A 17,167-nucleotide genomic window follows, 5' to 3' on the forward strand; every position below is an offset into this window, starting at 1 on the left:
AAGCCCCAAACCGACTCTGAGACCGCCCAAGGGGACACCGCTCTCCCACCCCACCGGCCCGCAGGCAAGGGGGCGGGTCGGCAGGCGCCGCCCGGGCGCCACCCCTCGAGGGGGAGATGACGGGCCCGCGCCGCAGGCTCCGTATGCCCCACACCCCCCGCCCATGTCACGGCTGCGCTGCAAGCGTGGACGCCCCGGGCGGCTCAAACGCACCGCCTCGTAGAATCGGCGGGTGGATACGACCCTGGATGACCCTCTCGTCGGGCGCGTGCTCGACGGCCGCTACCGCGTCGACGCCCGCATCGCGGCCGGCGGCATGGCCACGGTCTACCGGACCGTCGACACCCGCCTGGACCGCGTACTCGCCCTGAAGGTGATGCACCCGGCGCTCGCCGCCGACGCCGCCTTCGTGGACCGCTTCATCCGCGAGGCGAAGTCCGTGGCCCGCCTCGCCCACCCCAACGTGGTCGCGGTCTTCGACCAGGGCACGGACGGCCCGTACACGTACCTCGCCATGGAGTACGTCTCCGGCTGCACCCTGCGCGACCTGCTGCGCGAGCGCGGCGCGCTCCAGCCCCGGGCCGCCCTCGACATCTTCGAGCCGGTGCTCGCGGCCCTCGGCGCCGCCCACCGCGCCGGGTTCGTCCACCGGGACATGAAGCCCGAGAACGTCCTGATCGGCGACGACGGCCGCGTCAAGGTGGCCGACTTCGGCCTGGTCCGCTCCGTGGACCAGGCGACGAACACCACCGGCTCCATCCTCGGCACCGTCTCCTACCTCGCGCCCGAGCAGATCGAGAACGGCGTCACCGACACCCGCGTGGACGTCTACGCCTGCGGCGTCGTCCTGTACGAGATGCTCACCGGCTCCAAGCCGCACACCGGCGGGACCCCCGCCCAGGTGCTCTACCAGCACCTCAACGAGGACGTCCCGCCCCCGTCGGCCGCCGTCCCCGGACTGCCCGACGTCCTCGACGCCCTGGTCGCGCACGCCACCGCCCGCGCCCCCGAGCAGCGCCCCGCCGATGCCGCGGCCCTGCTCGGGCTGGCCCGCGAGGCCCGCGCGCGGCTCAGCGACGCCGAGCTGGACTCGGTACCGCCGCAGGCGCGGGCCGAGGAGCGGGCCTCCAGCGAGGACCGCACCGGCGTGATCCCCCGCCCGGTGGGCGCGGCGCAGCAGCCGGTGCAGCACACCTCCCGCCTGTCGATGCCCGCCACCCCGCCGCCGGCGGCCCCGGACCGCCGCCGGGCGGTGCCCCGCCCGCGCCGCGGCATAGTGCTGGTCGTCGCCGGGATCCTGCTCGCGCTCGGGCTCGGCGCGGGCGTCTGGTACATCAACTCCGGCCAGTTCACCAAGGTCCCCAACCTCCTCGGCAAGACGGAGGAGCAGGCCAGGTCCCAGCTGTCCGCCGCCGGGCTCGGCGTGAAGCGGGTGGACCGGAAGTTCAGCGACGCCTTCGACCGCGGGACGGTGATGAACACCGACCCCGAGGGCGGCAAGCGGATCCGCGGCAACGGGGCGGTCGTCCTCACCGTGTCCCGCGGCCCCGAGGTGATCAGCGTCCCCGACCTGAAGGGCAGGCCGCTGGAGGAGGCCAAGGCCGAGCTGACGAAGACGGGCCTGGCGCCCGGCGTCGTCACGCAGGCCTTCAGCCAGGACGTCGCCCAGGGCTCGGTGATCGAGAGCCAGCCGGCGGGCGGCCAGAAGCGGGCCCCCGACACCGCGATCGCGCTGGTCGTCAGCAAGGGCCGCCCGGTGCCCGTCCCGCCCGTCACCGGCAAGCCCGTCGACCAGGCGCGCGCCGCGCTGGAGGCCGTCGGCCTGAAGGCGGCGACGGCTCCCGAGCAGGTCAACTCCGCCTCCGCCGCCGGTACGGTGGCCGGCCAGTCGGTCGCGGCGGGCGCCCAGGCGGCGGCCGGTGACACCGTCACGCTGACCGTGTCGAAGGGGCCGCGCCAGATCCCGGTGCCGGACGTGACCAACCAGGACGTGGACCCGGCCCGCAAGACGCTGGAGGCCCTGGGCTTCAAGGTCAAGGTGGACCGGCCCTTCCTCTCCTTCAGCAACACGGTGGACACCCAGTCGGTGCCGGCCGGGCAGAGCGCCCCCGAGGGCAGCACCATCACCCTGCGGACCAAGGGACTGTGACGGCCGTGAAGCGCAATCCCGTGGGCGGGCACGTGCCCGTCGCCGGCGGCCTCGCCTCCGTCGGTCTCCCGTATGCCCGTGAGATGGGCGCGGAGGCCCTCCAGGTCTTCGTCGCCAATCCGCGCGGCTGGGCCACCCCGACCGGCAATCCGGTGCAGGACGAGCTGTTCCGGGCGCGCTGCGCCGAGGAGTCCCTCCCGGTGTACGTGCACGCCCCGTATCTGATCAACTTCGGCTCCCACACCGAGGCGACCGTGGAGAAGTCGGTGGAGTCCCTGCGCCACTCGCTGCGCCGGGGCCGGGAGATCGGCGCGCTCGGCGTGGTCGTGCACACCGGCTCGGCGACCGGGGGCAGGCCGCGCGAGGCGGCGTACGCGCAGGTCAGGGAGCACATGCTGCCGCTGCTCGACGAGCTGACCCACGAGGACGACCCGTTCCTGCTGCTGGAGTCCACGGCCGGTCAGGGTTCCTCGCTGTGCTCGCTGGCCGAGGACTTCGGGCCGTACTTCGACGCCCTGGACCACCACTCGAAGCTGGGCATCTGCCTGGACACCTGCCACATCTTCGCGGCGGGCCACGATCTGGCCGAGCCGGGCGGCACCAAGCGGATGCTGGACCTGCTCGTGGACACGGTGGGCGCGGGCCGGCTGAAGCTGATCCACGCCAACGACTCCAAGGAGGGCGTCGGCGCCCACAAGGACCGCCACGCCAACATCGGCCAGGGCCACATCGGCCGCGAGGCCTTCGCGGAGCTGTGCACGCACCCCGAGACGGAGGGCGTGCCGCTGATCATCGAGACGCCCGGCGGCAAGGAAGGGCACGCGGCGGACGTGGCGCTGCTGAAGGAGCTGCGCGGCGGCCACTGAGCCCGGGAACCCTTGAGGGAATACCCCAGGGGGGTATACGGTTCTGTCTGTCGGCAGGACCGTACACCCGGCTTTCCCTCAGGGGGTCGTCATGGATCAGGGGCACGCCCACCACCACGAACACCCGCACGAGCAGTCGCACGGCCACGGGCACGAGGGGCACCACGCACCGGGCCCGGCCGATTGGGGCACGGCGGCGCGGGCCACCCTGCACTGCCTCACCGGATGCGCCGTCGGCGAGGTGCTCGGCATGGTCGTCGGCACCGCCCTGGGCTGGGGGAACCTCCCGACGATGATCCTCGCGATCGTCCTCGCGTTCCTCTTCGGCTACGCGTTCACCCTGCGCGGGATCCTCGCCGCCGGCGTGGACCTCCGTACGGCCGTCCGGGTGGCGCTGGCCGCGGACACGGTGTCGATCGCCGTCATGGAGCTGATCGACAACGGGGTCATCGCCGTGTGGCCCGGAGCGATGGACGCCCACCTCTCGGACGGGCTGTTCTGGACGGCGCTCGCGCTCTCACTGGCGCTGGCCTTCGTCGTGACCACCCCGGTCAACAAGTGGCTGATCGGCCGCGGCAAGGGTCACGCGGTCGTCCACCAGTACCACTAGCGCCCGGGACTAGAGCTCGGGTCCGTCGCCCGGTTCCTCCTGGTACGAGTAGCGCTGCTCGCGCCAGGGGTCGCCGATGTTGTGGTAACCCCGCTCCTCCCAGAAGCCCCGCCGGTCGGCGGTCATGTACTCGATGCCCCGGACCCACTTGGGGCCCTTCCAGGCGTAGAGGTGCGGGACCACGAGCCGCAGCGGGAACCCGTGCTCGGCCGTCAGCAGTTCGCCGCCCATGTGGGTGGCGAAGACGGTTCCCTCGGAGGCGAAATCGGCCAGTCTCATGTTGGAGCTGAAGCCGTACTCGGCCCACACCATCACATGCGTGACCTGCGGGGCGGGCGGTGCGAGCTCCAGGAGGGTACGCGCCAGCACCCCGCCCCATTCGGCGCCCAGCATGCTGAACTTGGTGACGCAGTGCAGGTCGGCGACGACGGAGTCGAACGGAAGGGCCGCGAACTCCTCGTGGTTCCAGCAGTGCTTCTCACCGTCGGCCGTGGCGCCGAAGACCCGGAACTCCCAGCGCTCCGGCTTGAACTTGGGCACGGGACCGTAGTGGGTGACGGGCCAGCCCCTCTGTAGCCGCTGCCCGGGAGGGAGCTCGAACTGCTCTGCTCCCGGAGATTCCCGGCTTTCCGGCTGACCCATGTCTCCATGGTGACATGCGTGGCGGGGTGGTCACGACCAGGTACGGCCCCAGGGGGGCAAGTCGTGGCAACTCCCACTAAGGAGGCACTTACTGGACGGCCTCCGGCGGCGGTGCAAAGATGCGCGCACCTGCCCAGTCACCTAGCTGACATTGCTTGGAAGGAGCCTCTGCGATGCAGGGCGACCCCGAGGTCCTTGAGTTTCTCAACGAGCAGCTGACCGGCGAGCTCACGGCCATCAACCAGTACTGGCTGCACTACCGCATCCAGGACAACAAGGGTTGGACGAAGCTCGCCAACTACACCCGTGCCGAGTCCATCGACGAGATGAAGCACGCGGACAAGATCACCGAGCGCATCCTGATGCTCGACGGCCTGCCGAACTACCAGCGCCTCTTCCACGTACGCGTCGGCCAGACCCTGACGGAGATGTTCCAGGCGGACCGGCAGGTCGAGGTCGAGGCCATCGACCGCCTCAGGCGCGGCATCGAGGTCATGCGCGGCAAGGGCGACGTCACCTCGGCGCGGCTGTTCGAGGAGATCCTGGAGGACGAGGAGCACCACATCGACTACCTCGACACCCAGCTCGAACTGATCGAGAGCATCGGCGAGCCGCTCTACATCGCGCAGCTGATCGAGCAGCCGGAGAGCTAGGACCGGGACTGACGCCGGGGCCGGGGCTAGGCCGCTTCGGCCAGCGCGGGCTCGGGCTCGGCCGCGGACACGAGCCGGGTGTCGGCCGCCAGCACCGCCGCCCCGTCGCCCTTCTCCAGCAGTTCCCGGCGCGGGCAGGCCCCGCGGCCGAGGAGGCCCTGGATGGTGCGCACGCAGGAGCCGCAGTCGGTTCCGGCCTTGGTCACCGAGGCGATCTGGCGGGGGGTGCAGGCCCCGGCAGCCGCGTGGTCCTTGACCTGCTTGTCGGTGATCCCGAAGCAAGAGCAGACGTACACGCGGTTCACCTCCCAGGCGGAACGGTTCGACGGGCCCTCCCGATGTCGGTGAGGCTTACCTAACCGTACCCAAAGTTAGGGTCACCTAAAAGACCCGGATACGCCGATGGGGCGCGGATCACATCGATCCGTGCCCCATCGTCGTAGGAAGCCACCTACTGATCGCGGTCCCTACTGGTCGCGGTACATCTCGGCGACCAGGAACGCCAGGTCCAGGGACTGGCTGCGGTTGAGCCGCGGGTCGCAGGCCGTCTCGTAGCGCTGGTGCAGGTCGTCGACGAAGATCTCGTCGCCGCCGCCCACGCACTCGGTGACGTCGTCACCGGTGAGCTCGACGTGGATGCCGCCCGGGTGGGTGCCCAGCGCCTTGTGGACCTCGAAGAAGCCCTTGACCTCGTCGAGCACGTCGTCGAAACGGCGCGTCTTGTGGCCGGAGGCCGCCTCGAAGGTGTTGCCGTGCATCGGGTCGGTGACCCAGGCGACGGTCGCACCGGACGCGGTGACCTTCTCGACCAGCTCGGGGAGCTTGTCGCGGACCTTGTCGGCGCCCATGCGGACGACGAAGGTCAGCCGGCCCGGCTCGCGCTCGGGGTCCAGGCGGTCGATGTACGTCAGCGCCTCGTCCACCGTGGTGGTCGGGCCGAGCTTGATGCCGAGCGGGTTGGCGATCTGCGAGCAGAACTCGATGTGCGCGTGGTCCAGCTGGCGGGTGCGCTCACCGACCCAGACCATGTGGCCGGAGGTGTCGTACAGCTTGCCGGTACGCGAGTCCGTACGCGTGAGGGCGCCCTCGTAGTCGAGGAGCAGCGCCTCGTGCGAGGAGTAGAACTCGACGGCCTTGAACTCCGCCGGGTCGGTGCCACAGGCCTTCATGAAGTTCAGCGCGTTGTCGATCTCCCGCGCGAGCTGCTCGTAGCGCTGCCCGGACGGGGAGGACTTCACGAAGTCCTGGTTCCAGGCGTGCACCTGGCGCAGGTCGGCGTAACCACCGGTGGTGAAGGCGCGCACCAGGTTCAGCGTCGAGGCCGACGCGTGGTACATGCGCTTGAGCCGCTCGGGGTCCGGGATCCGGGCCTCTTCGGTGAAGGCGAAGCCGTTGACGGAGTCACCGCGGTAGGTCGGCAGGGTGACGCCGTCGCGGGTCTCGGTGTCCTTGGAGCGCGGCTTCGAGTACTGGCCGGCGATGCGCCCGACCTTCACGACGGGCACGGAGGCCGCGTACGTCAGGACGGCACTCATCTGGAGCAGCGTCTTCAGCTTGGCGCGGATGTGGTCGGCGGACACGGCGTCGAAGGCCTCGGCGCAGTCGCCACCCTGGAGCAGGAACGCCTCGCCCTTGGCGACGGCTCCCAGACGGGCGCGCAGCTGATCGCACTCACCCGCGAAAACGAGGGGAGGATACGACTCGAGGTCCGCGACGACAGCGCGCAGTGCCTCGGCATCGGGGTACGAAGGCTGCTGCGCCGCGGGAAGGTCTCGCCAGGTCGCCTGATGGGCGGGGGCTTGGGTTTCAGCGTTCACGGTCACCTCGTACACATTACGGCGTCACACGTCCCGTCCGGCCCGGCGCCCACCTGGTGAGACGGTGTCGCTCGAAGGTTCGGGGCCCGGAATGGAACGGAATCCATGGTTCACATGTCGGTATAGAACGGATGCAGCGAGATCACGTCCGCTTGGGCTAGGGTGCCTCGCATGTACGCACACTCCAACCAGAACTGGTGGTGGCCCGCTCCCGGCGGCCCACCTCTCGTGCGTACCCACTGACACGAGCGACGCGAAGGCCGCCCCGAGGGGCGGCCTTCCGCGTTCGCGCGACGGGACCGTCCCTCCCTCCGACCAGGAAGGACGCCCACACCATGTCCCAGGCCCCTCAGTTCCAGGATGGCCCGTTCGACCCGAGCCGTCTCCTCGACGACTCCTGCCCGCCCTTCGCCCTGCTCCGCCGCCGCACCCCGGGCCGCGACCACGACACCGTCGAGGTGCTCATCGGGCCGGTGCACGAGGCGGCGCGGCTGGCCGACCTGCCGGTGCGGGAGCTGCCCACCCTCGCCCTCGTGCCGTTCCGGCAGATCCGCGAGCGCGGCTTCGACGTCCGCGACGACGGCACCCCGCTCAGCGTGCTGGCCGCCGAGGAGGCGTACGAGATCCCGCTCGCCGAGGCGCTGGCCGCACTCCCCGCCCACCCGGTCCGGGTCCGGGACGGCGGCTTCGACGTCGGCGACGAGGAGTACGCGGCCACCGTCGAGCGCGTGATCCGCGACGAGATCGGCCGCGGCGAGGGCGCGAACTTCGTGATCCGGCGGACCTACGGGGGCCGCATCGACGGCTTCGGCCGGGCCGACGCCCTCGCCCTGTTCCGGCGGCTGCTGGAGGGCGAGCGGGGCGCGTACTGGACGTACGTCGTGCACACCGGGGAGCGGACCCTGGTCGGGGCCAGCCCGGAGGTCCACGTACGGATGTCCGGGCGGACGGTCGTGATGAACCCGATCAGCGGCACGTACCGCCATCCCGCCGGGGGCCCCACCGCCGAATCGCTCCTCGCCTTCCTCGGCGACCGCAAGGAGACGGAGGAGCTGTCGATGGTGGTCGACGAGGAACTCAAGATGATGTGCACCGTCGGCGACATGGGCGGGGCCGTCGTCGGGCCCCGGCTCAAGGAGATGTCCCACCTCGCGCACACCGAGTACGAGCTGCGCGGACGCTCCTCGCTGGACGTCCGCGAGGTGCTGCGGGAGACCATGTTCGCGGCCACCGTGACGGGCTCGCCCGTGCAGAACGCCTGCCGGGTGATCGAACGCTACGAGAGCGGCGGCCGCGGCTACTATGCCGGCGCGCTGGCCCTCCTCGGCCTGGACCCCGCCGGCGGCCAGACCCTGGACTCCCCCATCCTGATCCGCACCGCCGACATCGCGGCCGACGGAACCCTGCGGGTGCCGGTCGGCGCCACCCTGGTCCGCCACTCCGACCCGCTCGGCGAGGTCGCCGAGACCCACGCCAAGGCCGCCGGGGTGCTGGCGGCGCTGGGCGTACGGGAGGCCGCGCCCCGCCCCGCCTCCGAAGGGGCCCGGCTGGCCGACGACCCCCGGGTCCAGGCCGCCCTCGCCGCCCGGCGGCACGACCTGGCGCCGTTCTGGCTGCGGATGCAGGAGCAGCCCGCGACGCCGACCGGCCACGCGCTGGTGGTCGACGGGGAGGACACCTTCACCGCGATGCTGGCCCACGTGCTGCGGGTGACCGGCCTGGAGGTGACCGTACGCCGCTACGACGACCCCGGGCTGCGCGCGGCGGCCCTGGCCTGGGACGGCCCGGTCGTCCTCGGCCCGGGCCCCGGCAACCCGGCGGACTCCGGCGACCCGAAGATGCGGACGCTGCGCGCCCTGGCCCGGGACCTGCTGGCCGGCCACCGGGGCGGGATCCTGGGCGTCTGCCTGGGCCACGAGCTGCTCGCCGCCGAGCTGGGGCTGCCGCTGATCCGCAAGGCGGAGCCGGCGCAGGGGGCCCAGACGCGGATCGGCCTGTTCGGGGCCGAGGAGGTGGTCGGGTTCTACAACACGTACACCGCGCACTGCTCCGACGAGCTGGCCCTGCGGCTGGCGGCGCGGGGCGTCGAGGTCTCCCGCGACCCGGCGACGGGCGAGGTCCACGCGCTGCGCTCGGCGGCGGGCTTCGCGGGCGTCCAGTTCCACCCGGAGTCGGTGCTGACCCTCCGCGGCGTGGACCTCGTACGCACGCTCCTCACCGCGGTCCGCACCCCGGCCCAGACCTGACGGCGCCGCCGCCGGGGGCTCCGCGGAGCCCCCGGCAGGGGGTCACGCGTCGGGTACGAGCGTGTTCTCGGAGCGGCGGCCGGCCAGGTAGTCGGCCACGTTGGCGACGGTGGTGTCGATGATCTGGCCGACCGCGTCGCTCGTGTAGTACGCCTGGTGGGAGGTCACCACCACGTGCGGGAAGGTGACCAGCCGCGCCAGGGTGTCGTCCTCGACGGCCTCCAGGGACTTGTCCAGGAAGAAGACCCCGGCCTCCGCCTCGTACACGTCCAGGCCCACCCCGGCGAACCGGCCCGCCCGCAGCTCCGTGACCAGCGCGTCCGTGTCGATCAGGCCGCCGCGGCTGGAGTTCACCAGGATCGCGTCGTCCCGCATCGCCTTCAGGGCGGCGGCGTCGATGATGTGGTGCGTGGACTCCAGCAGCGGTACGTGCAGGCTGACGAGGTCGGCCTCGGCGAGCAGCACGTCCTTGTCCACGTACTTCATGCCCAGCTCCAGGCAGGCCGGGTTCTGCACGACGTCCCAGCCCAGCAGGTTCATCCCGAAGCCGTGCGCGATCCGGGTGAAGGCCTCGCCGATCTTCCCGGTGCCGATCACGCCCGCCGTGCGTCCGCGCAGGTCCCGGCCCATCAGGCCGTTCAGCCGGAAGTCGAAGTCGCGGGTGCGGTTCGAGGCCCGCACGATCCGCCGGTTCACGGCCATCGCCAGCGTCCAGGCGAACTCGGCGACCGAGTAGGGGGAGTAGGAGGAGACCCGGCTGACGGTCATGCCCAGCCGCCGGGCCACGCCCAGGTCGATGTTGTTGAAGCCGGTGGACCGCTGGGCGATCATCTTCGTCCCGCCGTCCGCCAGGGTGTGCAGCACCCGGACGCCCAGGTCGGCGTTGACGCTGGAGGAGACGATCTCGTAGCCCGCCGCGATGGGCGCCGTGTCCTCGCTGAGGAAGACGTCGAGGCAGCGGACCTCGTGCTGTCCCTCGAAGGCCCGCTCCAGGAGCGGCTTCTCGTCGGCGGTCACTCCGAAGGCCAGGATCTCCACGCGTGCTCCCGTACGTCGAACCATGGGTCGTTCGTCACGATACGACCCACGGTTCGGCGACGCCCATCAACCCATCGACCCATCGACCCATCGGCCTCAGCCGAAGAAGACCCCGACCTCTTCGTACAGCGCGGGATCCACCGTCTTCAGCTTCGAGGTGGCCTCCGCGATCGGTACGCGGACGATGTCCGTCCCCTTCAGCGCGACCATCTTGCCGAAGTCCCCGTCGCGCACCGCGTCGATCGCGTGCAGCCCGAAGCGGGTGGCCAGCCAGCGGTCGAAGGCGCTCGGGGTGCCGCCGCGCTGGATGTGCCCGAGGACGGTCGTACGGGCTTCCTTGCCGGTCCGCGCCTCGATCTCCTTGGCCAGCCATTCGCCGACGCCCGAGAGCCGGACGTGCCCGAAGGAGTCGGTGGTGGCGTCCTTGAGCACCAGCTCCCCGTCGGTCGGCATCGCTCCCTCCGCGACGACCACGATGGGCGCGTAGCTCGCCTTGAACCGGGAGGTCACCCAGGCGCAGACCTTGTCCATGTCGAAGCGCTGCTCGGGGATGAGGATGACGTTCGCCCCGCCCGCGAGCCCCGAGTGCAGGGCGATCCAGCCGGCGTGCCGCCCCATGACCTCGACGACCAGCACCCGCATGTGGGACTCGGCGGTGGTGTGCAGCCGGTCGATGGCCTCGGTCGCGATGCCGACGGCCGTGTCGAAGCCGAAGGTGTAGTCGGTGGCCGACAGGTCGTTGTCGATGGTCTTCGGCACGCCCACGCACGGGATGCCGTACTCCTCGTACAGCCGGGCGGCCACGCCCAGGGTGTCCTCGCCGCCGATCGCGATGAGCGCGTCGACCTCGAACTTCGCGAGGTTCTCCTTGATGGAGCGGACGCCGTTCTCCGTCTTGAACGGGTTCGTGCGCGAGGAGCCGAGGATGGTGCCGCCCCGGGGCAGGATCCCGCGGACGGCGGGAATGCCGAGCGGAACGGTGTCCCCCTCGACCGGCCCCCGCCACCCGTCCTTGAACCCGACGAACCCGTACCCGTACTCCTGCACGCCCTTGCGCACGACGGCCCGGATCACCGCATTGAGCCCGGGGCAGTCGCCGCCACCCGTGAGCACTCCGACCTTCATCTCAATCTCCTTGTCTGGAAGGCCCCGGTAGGAGCACGGCACCGGCGAAACACCGCTGCGTGATGCTGCGACCAGGGCTTGTCTTCGAATCGCGGCCGCCCCTACCGTCCAGAGGCGTGGGGACTGCTCCTGTGAAGCGGGCGTTCAAGTACCGCTTCCATCCGACCGACGCGCAGGCAGCAGAGCTGTCGCGGACGTTCGGCTGCGTGCGGAAGGTCTACAACCTGGCCCTCGCCGCACGTACCGACGCATGGAGGGCAAGCCGAAATCGGGTGAGCTATGCCCAGACATCGGAGATGCTCACGGCGTGGAAGAAGACCGAGGAGCTCGCCTACCTCACAGAGGTGTCCTCGGTTCCGCTCCAACAGGCGCTGCGCCATTTGCAGGCGGCGTTCGTCGGCTTCTGGGGGAGGCGAGCCAAGTACCCCCGATTCAAGGCGAAACGGAAGGCGCGTGCGTCGGCCGAGTACACGCGCAGCGGGTTCCGTTACGCGGAGGGCCGACTGACCCTGGCGAAGATGGCGGAGCCGTTGGGCATGGTGTGGTCCCGCCCCTTGCCGGAGGGGGTGGCGCCATCCACCGTCACGGTGTCCCGCGACCGCGCCGGGCGCTGGTTCGTATCCCTGCTGTGCGAGGACACGCCCGCCACCGCCCCCGTGACGACGGACGCTGTCGGGATCGATGCCGGGCTGACGTCCCTGGTCACCCTGTCCACCGGGGAGAAAGTCGCCAACCCCGGACATGAGCGCCGGGACCGGAGCCGGCTGGCCCGCGCACAGCGGGCGCTGTCGCGAACGAAGAAGGGCAGCAGGAACCGGGCGAAAGCCCGGGCCCGGGTGGCCAGGATTCACGCGCGGACCGCCGACCGGCGCCACGACCATCTGCACCAGCTGACGACTCGACTCGTGCGCGAAAACCAAACGCTCGTGATCGAGGACCTCACGGTCAAGAACATGCTGAGGAACCACAAGCTCGCCCGATCCATCTCGGATGCGGGCTGGCGTGAGCTGAGGCGGATGCTGGAGTACAAGGCGGCCTGGTACGGGCGCCGGCTGATCACCGTGGACCGGTGGTTCCCCAGCACCAAGCTGTGCTCGGCCTGCGGGGCCGTCGCCGACGCGCTGCCCTTGGACGTCCGCGAGTGGACGTGCGAGAACTGCGGAACGACCCACGACCGGGACGCCAACGCAGCGGTGAATCTCCTGGCCGCCGGGCTGGCGGTCGCTGCCTGTGGAGCGGGCGTCAGACCTCGGCGGGAGTACGCCTCCCGGCCAGGGCGGTCCGCCGTGAAGCAGGAACCCCCGCCCGCGAGGACGGGAACCCCCTCCCTTCGAGGGAGGGGATGATGTCAAGGAATCTCCCTTCGCCATGACCGCCACACTAGTGGTGACTCAGGTCACAACAAGGGCCCTGGAGGGGTCAATTCCGGTGGAATCACGGGGCGTTGCGTCCACGCGTTCACTCGTACGAAGACGTAAGTAGTACGTACGACCGGCCCCGCGACCGACACCTCCGGTTACGCGTCGTCGAGGCCGCGTTCTATCGCGTAGCGGACGAGTTCCACGCGGTTGTGCAGCTGGAGTTTGCCCAGGGTGTTCTGTACGTGGTTCTGGACCGTGCGGTGGGAGATGACCAGGCGCTCCGCGATCTGCTTGTACGAGAGCCCCTTGGCCACCAGGCGCAGGACCTCGGTCTCGCGGTCGGTGAGCTGCGGGGCCTTCGGCTCGTCGGCGGCGGCGGGTGCCGGGTCGGTGGCCAGGCGGCGGTACTCGCCGAGGACAAGGCCGGCCAGGCCCGGGGTGAACACCGGGTCGCCGGCCGCCGTGCGGCGCACCGCGTCGATCAGCTCCTGGGCTCCGGCGGACTTCAGCAGGTAGCCGGTCGCCCCGGACTTGACCGCTTCCAGGACGTCCGCGTGCTCCCCGCTGGCCGACAGGACGAGCACGCGCAGCGCGGGATCGGCGCCGACGAGCTCCTTGCAGACCTGTACGCCGGGCATGCCGGGCAGGTTGAGGTCGAGGACCAGTACCCCCGGCGCCGCGGCGCGGGCCCGGCGTACGGCTTCGGGACCGTCCCCGGCGGTGGCCACGACGTCGAACCCGGCGGCGGCCAGGTCGCGGGCGACCGCGTCCCGCCACATCGGATGGTCGTCGACGACCATCACCTTGATCGCGTGGAGCTCGTTCGGGTCGTTCGGGTCGGTCACTGGGTTCTCCCCCTCGGTACTTTCAGTTCCACTTCGGTGCCCTGTCCGGGGACGGACACCAGCTCGGCGCTGCCGCCGAGGTCGCGCAGCCGGCCCCGGATGGACAGGGCGACGCCCATCCGCCCCTCGCCCGCCGCCTGGTCGAGCCGTCCGGCCGGGATGCCCGGGCCGTCGTCCCGTACGGTCACGATGACCTCGTCGCCCCAGTCCTCGACCAGGATCCAGGCCCTCGCCCCCTCCCCCGCGTGCTTGCGCACGTTGTCGAGGGCGGCGGCGACCGCCGCGGCCAGCTCGCGGGCGGCGGGCACGGGCAGCGGCACCGGGGCGCCGGGCTCGGCGAAGCTGACCCGGGAGCCGGCGTGCGGGGCGAGGAGGGAGCGCAGGTCCAGCTCGCCGTCGTCGGCGCCGGGCTCCTCGACCTCGTACGTGTCCACCAGCGCGCCCAGCGATTCGTCGCGCGAGACCCGCGAGGGGTGCGCGATCCCGCTGGAGACCAGCGTGCGCAGCGCGACTTCCTGCTCGCCGGCCATCCGGCCGAGGTCGGCGGCCTCGCCGCCCAGCTCGGTGCCGCGCCGCTGGACCATGGCGAGGACCTGGAGGACCCCGTCGTGGATGTCGCGGGCGAGGCGTTCGCGCTCGCGGGTGGCGGCCTCGATCTCCAGGGCGCGGGCGAGCGTCGCCTCACTGGCCCGGGCGACCTCGATGACGTAGCCGAGGGCTATCGAGGCGACCCAGACCAGCAGGACGTTGTGCAGGGTGTCGCGGGTGGGGTCGCCGCCGTGGATGACGATGTTGGCGACGGCCACGAAGGTCGAGGCGACACCGGCCCAGCGCCAGCCGCCCTTGAGGGCGAAGGCGAGGACCGCGCCGGCGGTCCAGATGCTGGGGAGGGTGGGGCCGCCCGCCGCGATCCGCTCGTGGGTGTCGGCGAGCGGGGTGAGCAGGATCCCTGCGAGCGCGACGGTGAGGTCGGCGACGAGGAACCGGGGTGTGCAGGCCGCGGCGCCGGCCACCTTGCGCCAGGTCGCCAGCGTCCAGACGGCGAGGGCGGCGAGGTAGCCGGCCGCGGTCCAGGGCTGGTCGAACTTCTTGTACGCGGAGGCGAACAGCAGCACCGCGTAGACCATGGTGAGCAGGCGGTAGGCCGTCAGGGCCCGCCACAGCGGCTGCTCGACCGACATCCGTACGACGCGCTCGCGCCTGGCCATCTCCCCCACCCCCCCCGTGCGGGCGCTGCCGCCCGTGCCGCTGCTCCCCTACTCCCCGCTCTTGTCGTCCGCCTTCTCGGCCTTCGCGGCCTTGGCGGCCTTCTCCGCGTCGGAGATCTGCCGCTTGGCGGCCGTCGCGTAGATGTCCACGTACTCCTGGCCGGAGAGCTTCATGATCTCGTACATGACCTCGTCGGTCACCGAGCGGAGGATGAAGCGGTCCCCCTCCATCCCCTGGTAGCGGCTGAAGTCCAGCGGCTTGCCGATCCGGATGCCCGGGCGCATCAGCTTCGGGACGACCTTGCCGGGCGGCTGGATCTTCTCGGTGTCGATCATCGCGACCGGGATGACCGGGGCTCCGGTGGCGAGCGCCACCCGGGCCAGGCCGCCGGGCTTGCCGCGGTAGAGGCGGCCGTCGGGCGACCGCGTCCCCTCGGGGTAGATACCGAACAGCTCCCCGCGCTCGATGACCTCGATGCCGCTCTTGATGGCGGCCTCGCCGGCACCGCGCGCGCCGGAGCGGTCCACCGGGAGCTGGCCGACGCCCTTGAAGAAGGCGGCCGTCAGCTTGCCCTTGACCCCCGGGGAGGTGAAGTACTCGGCCTTCGCGATGAAGGTCACCTTCCGGTCCAGTACGGCCGGGAGGAAGAAGGAGTCCGAGAAGGACAGGTGGTTGCTCGCGAGGATCGCCGGCCCCTCAGCGGGAATGTTCTCGAGGCCCTCCACCCACGGCCTGAACGCGAGCTTCAGGGACCCGCCGATGGAGAACTTCATTGCGCCGTAGATCAACTCGAAAGCCTTCCTGTGTCTGTCGAACAGACCTTAACCCCTGGCTCCGCCCGGAGCGGCCCGACGACCCTGGTCGGTGTCACGCCGGTCGCGTACGGTGAAGTCACACAGAGCAACGCGCCCGCCAACCCCTCATGACCAAGGAGACCCTGGTGCCCGTCCTCCCTGGAGCCGAGCCGTTCCGCCACGAGGGCGGAGAGGTCGGCGTCCTCCTCTGCCACGGTTTCACCGGTTCCCCGCAGTCCCTGCGGCCCTGGGCCGAGTACCTGGCCGAGCGCGACCTGACGGTCTCCCTGCCGCTGCTGCCCGGACACGGCACGCGCTGGCAGGACATGCAGCTCACGGGCTGGCAGGACTGGTACGCCGAGGTCGACCGCGCGCTGCGGGAACTGCTGGACCGGTGCGAGCGGGTCTTCGTCTTCGGGCTCTCCATGGGCGGTGCGCTGACCCTGCGGCTGGCGGCCAAGCACGGGGACGCGATCAGCGGGATCGTCCTCGTCAACCCGGCCAACAAGGTGCACGACCCGCTGGCCGTCGCCCTTCCGGTGGCCAAGCACTTCATCCGGTCGACGCCGGGCATCGCCAGCGACATCGCGAAGCCGGGCTCCGACGAGGTCGGCTACGACCGGGTCCCGACCCGGGCCGCGCACTCCCTGCGGAAGTTCTTCCAGCTGGTGGACGCCGAGCTGCCGCAGGTGACGCAGCCGGTGCTGCTGCTGCACAGCCCGCAGGACCACGTGGTTCCGCCGGTGGACTCGGCGCGGATCCTGGCGCGGGTGTCGTCGACGGACGTCACCGAGACCCTCCTGGAACAGAGCTACCACGTCGCGACGTTGGACTACGACGCGGAGCGGATCTTCGCGGACAGCTATGCGTTCGTCGGGCGGCTCGCGGAGAGCGTCGGCAGGGAGGGGGCGGCCAGCGGTGGCTGAGCACGAGGAGTCCTCGGGGGGTGTGCCCCCGTTGGACGAGGAGGCGGCGTGGGCCGCGATCGTCGCCGGGTACGGGCAGGAGCCGCCGGACCCGCCGGGGGCGAGGCCGTTCCGGCCGATCGAGAACCTGATGCTGCCGGAGGAGGACGTGAAGCCGGTGCCTCCGGCGGTGGAGCCTCCGCCGGAACCGGAGCCTCCGGCTCTGGGGAGTTCCATCACCTTCGCCCCGGGCGTGGGTGGGGGGACGGCTGCGCCTACTCCCGAGCCGGGGCCGCGGGACCACACGCCGGCGGAGCCGAAGGACGACGAGGGACACTTCGTCCCGCCGGAACCGGAGCTGCCGCCCGCGGACACGACGGCGAAGTTCGCGTGGCTGGCGGTGGTGGGCGGGCCGGTGCTGCTGTTGCTGGCGGTGCTGTTGCAGTGGGACATGACGTGGTGGCTGACCACCCTGGGCATCGGCGGCTTCCTGGGCGGCTTCGCCACCCTGATCGCCCGGATGTCGCACGGCGACGACGATGACGACGACCCGGGCCGCGGCGCGGTGGTGTGACCTCTTTTTGACGCGCCGCTCGCACCGCTCAGCGCTGGCGCGCTTCCCGGGCTTCGCGCCGCTGCGCCGGACTCCGTCCGGCGGCCTGCCGGGCGGGGCCGGTGCGGGTGGCCGGGCCCGGTTGTCGTCTGCGGGTGCGGGGCCGCTGCGCGGGGCCGGTCCCCTACCCGCCCTTCCTCCCCCAGCTACCGCTGGGAGGTGCCCCCGGTTCCCGCCTCAATCGCCGGCGCGGCTGGAAAACCAGGGTTCGCGCCTGGGCGCGGCTCACCACACGGCGCTACCGCGCCCGCGCCTCAATCGCCGGCGGGGCTGGAATTGCCCTCCGGGCTATCC

Annotated in this window: 16 protein-coding genes; 8 read left to right on the plus strand and 8 right to left on the minus strand. The window is 71.4% G+C overall.

Annotated features, from left to right (window positions below):
* The first annotated feature begins 232 nt into the window (after positions 1-232).
* From pknB to ACFV0Q_RS23790, 3 genes are all read left to right on the plus strand, one after another.
* Entirely contained in the window at positions 233-2,149 is a 1,917-nt protein-coding gene (gene pknB, locus ACFV0Q_RS23780) for a Stk1 family PASTA domain-containing Ser/Thr kinase (RefSeq protein WP_385008344.1), read from the plus strand.
* Between the two features lie 5 nt (positions 2,150-2,154).
* Complete coding sequence (locus ACFV0Q_RS23785; RefSeq protein ID WP_385008345.1) at positions 2,155-3,015, plus strand: deoxyribonuclease IV; 861 nt, start codon at positions 2,155-2,157, stop codon at positions 3,013-3,015.
* A 91-nt stretch (positions 3,016-3,106) separates the two neighbouring features.
* Complete coding sequence (locus tag ACFV0Q_RS23790; protein WP_385008346.1) at positions 3,107-3,625, plus strand: DUF4396 domain-containing protein; 519 nt, start codon at positions 3,107-3,109, stop codon at positions 3,623-3,625.
* A gap of 9 nt (positions 3,626-3,634) precedes the next feature.
* Here ACFV0Q_RS23790 and ACFV0Q_RS23795 read toward each other — a convergent pair whose 3' ends face one another.
* A complete protein-coding gene (locus tag ACFV0Q_RS23795; RefSeq protein ID WP_385008347.1) occupies positions 3,635-4,267 on the minus strand; it encodes a sulfite oxidase-like oxidoreductase in 633 nt (210 codons plus the stop codon).
* A gap of 173 nt (positions 4,268-4,440) precedes the next feature.
* On the opposite strand from ACFV0Q_RS23795, the gene bfr reads away from it, so the two are divergent.
* Positions 4,441-4,920 (plus strand): bacterioferritin, encoded by a 480-nt coding sequence (gene bfr / locus ACFV0Q_RS23800; RefSeq protein ID WP_385008348.1) that lies wholly within the window; start codon positions 4,441-4,443, stop codon positions 4,918-4,920.
* A 26-nt stretch (positions 4,921-4,946) separates the two neighbouring features.
* On the opposite strand, the gene ACFV0Q_RS23805 is transcribed toward bfr, so the two are convergent.
* Positions 4,947-5,225, minus strand: coding sequence for a bacterioferritin-associated ferredoxin (locus ACFV0Q_RS23805; RefSeq protein ID WP_385008349.1), 279 nt, complete (start codon positions 5,223-5,225; stop codon positions 4,947-4,949).
* A 162-nt stretch (positions 5,226-5,387) separates the two neighbouring features.
* Positions 5,388-6,752, minus strand: a complete 1,365-nt coding sequence (locus ACFV0Q_RS23810) for a class II 3-deoxy-7-phosphoheptulonate synthase (protein WP_385008350.1) — start codon at positions 6,750-6,752, stop codon at positions 5,388-5,390.
* A gap of 320 nt (positions 6,753-7,072) precedes the next feature.
* Here ACFV0Q_RS23810 and ACFV0Q_RS23815 point away from each other — a divergent pair, with 320 nt between their 5' ends.
* Positions 7,073-8,983, plus strand: a complete 1,911-nt coding sequence (locus ACFV0Q_RS23815) for an anthranilate synthase family protein (RefSeq protein WP_385008351.1) — start codon at positions 7,073-7,075, stop codon at positions 8,981-8,983.
* A 42-nt stretch (positions 8,984-9,025) separates the two neighbouring features.
* Here the strand turns inward: ACFV0Q_RS23815 and ACFV0Q_RS23820 are convergent, their stop codons facing one another.
* Both ACFV0Q_RS23820 and ACFV0Q_RS23825 read right to left on the minus strand, forming a co-directional pair.
* A complete protein-coding gene (locus ACFV0Q_RS23820; RefSeq protein WP_385008352.1) occupies positions 9,026-10,021 on the minus strand; it encodes a 2-hydroxyacid dehydrogenase in 996 nt (331 codons plus the stop codon).
* Positions 10,022-10,117: 96 nt separating this feature from the next.
* Positions 10,118-11,146, minus strand: a complete 1,029-nt coding sequence (locus ACFV0Q_RS23825; protein WP_385008353.1) for a 6-phosphofructokinase — start codon at positions 11,144-11,146, stop codon at positions 10,118-10,120.
* Positions 11,147-11,262: 116 nt separating this feature from the next.
* Here ACFV0Q_RS23825 and ACFV0Q_RS23830 point away from each other — a divergent pair, with 116 nt between their 5' ends.
* Complete coding sequence (locus tag ACFV0Q_RS23830) at positions 11,263-12,492, plus strand: RNA-guided endonuclease InsQ/TnpB family protein (RefSeq protein ID WP_385008354.1); 1,230 nt, start codon at positions 11,263-11,265, stop codon at positions 12,490-12,492.
* 170 nt (positions 12,493-12,662) lie between these two features.
* Here ACFV0Q_RS23830 and ACFV0Q_RS23835 read toward each other — a convergent pair whose 3' ends face one another.
* The 3 genes from ACFV0Q_RS23835 to ACFV0Q_RS23845 are packed head-to-tail and all read right to left on the minus strand — an operon-like array spanning position 12,663 to position 15,334.
* Positions 12,663-13,307, minus strand: a complete 645-nt coding sequence (locus tag ACFV0Q_RS23835) for a response regulator (RefSeq protein ID WP_385008359.1) — start codon at positions 13,305-13,307, stop codon at positions 12,663-12,665.
* Positions 13,308-13,348: 41 nt separating this feature from the next.
* Positions 13,349-14,560 (minus strand): MacS family sensor histidine kinase, encoded by a 1,212-nt coding sequence (gene macS / locus ACFV0Q_RS23840; RefSeq protein ID WP_385008355.1) that lies wholly within the window; start codon positions 14,558-14,560, stop codon positions 13,349-13,351.
* 48 nt (positions 14,561-14,608) lie between these two features.
* A complete protein-coding gene (locus ACFV0Q_RS23845) occupies positions 14,609-15,334 on the minus strand; it encodes a lysophospholipid acyltransferase family protein (protein ID WP_385008360.1) in 726 nt (241 codons plus the stop codon).
* Positions 15,335-15,501: 167 nt separating this feature from the next.
* On the opposite strand from ACFV0Q_RS23845, the gene ACFV0Q_RS23850 reads away from it, so the two are divergent.
* Entirely contained in the window at positions 15,502-16,281 is a 780-nt protein-coding gene (locus ACFV0Q_RS23850) for an alpha/beta hydrolase (RefSeq protein ID WP_385008356.1), read from the plus strand.
* Positions 16,220-16,834 (plus strand): hypothetical protein, encoded by a 615-nt coding sequence (locus tag ACFV0Q_RS23855; RefSeq protein WP_385008357.1) that lies wholly within the window; start codon positions 16,220-16,222, stop codon positions 16,832-16,834. Before ACFV0Q_RS23850 ends, ACFV0Q_RS23855 begins: the two co-directional genes overlap by 62 nt.
* The last annotated feature ends 333 nt before the right edge of the window (positions 16,835-17,167 follow it).

The organism is Streptomyces sp. NPDC059564 (genome assembly GCF_042735575.1).
In the GTDB taxonomy this organism is placed as follows: Bacteria; Actinomycetota; Actinomycetes; order Streptomycetales; family Streptomycetaceae; genus Streptomyces.

Excerpts from the sequence above, each read along its gene's own strand:
- bfr (WP_385008348.1), top strand. The coding sequence starts at position 4,441 with ATGCAGGGCGACCCCGAGGTCCTTGAGTTTCTCAACGAGCAGCTGACC.
- macS (WP_385008355.1), bottom strand. The coding sequence starts at position 14,560 with ATGGCCAGGCGCGAGCGCGTCGTACGGATGTCGGTCGAGCAGCCGCTG.
- ACFV0Q_RS23795 (WP_385008347.1), bottom strand. The coding sequence starts at position 4,267 with ATGGGTCAGCCGGAAAGCCGGGAATCTCCGGGAGCAGAGCAGTTCGAG.
- ACFV0Q_RS23855 (WP_385008357.1), top strand. The coding sequence starts at position 16,220 with ATGCGTTCGTCGGGCGGCTCGCGGAGAGCGTCGGCAGGGAGGGGGCGG.
- ACFV0Q_RS23835 (WP_385008359.1), bottom strand. The coding sequence starts at position 13,307 with ATGGTCGTCGACGACCATCCGATGTGGCGGGACGCGGTCGCCCGCGAC.
- ACFV0Q_RS23845 (WP_385008360.1), bottom strand. The coding sequence starts at position 15,334 with ATGAAGTTCTCCATCGGCGGGTCCCTGAAGCTCGCGTTCAGGCCGTGG.
- ACFV0Q_RS23790 (WP_385008346.1), top strand. The coding sequence starts at position 3,107 with ATGGATCAGGGGCACGCCCACCACCACGAACACCCGCACGAGCAGTCG.
- ACFV0Q_RS23815 (WP_385008351.1), top strand. The coding sequence starts at position 7,073 with ATGTCCCAGGCCCCTCAGTTCCAGGATGGCCCGTTCGACCCGAGCCGT.
- ACFV0Q_RS23825 (WP_385008353.1), bottom strand. The coding sequence starts at position 11,146 with ATGAAGGTCGGAGTGCTCACGGGTGGCGGCGACTGCCCCGGGCTCAAT.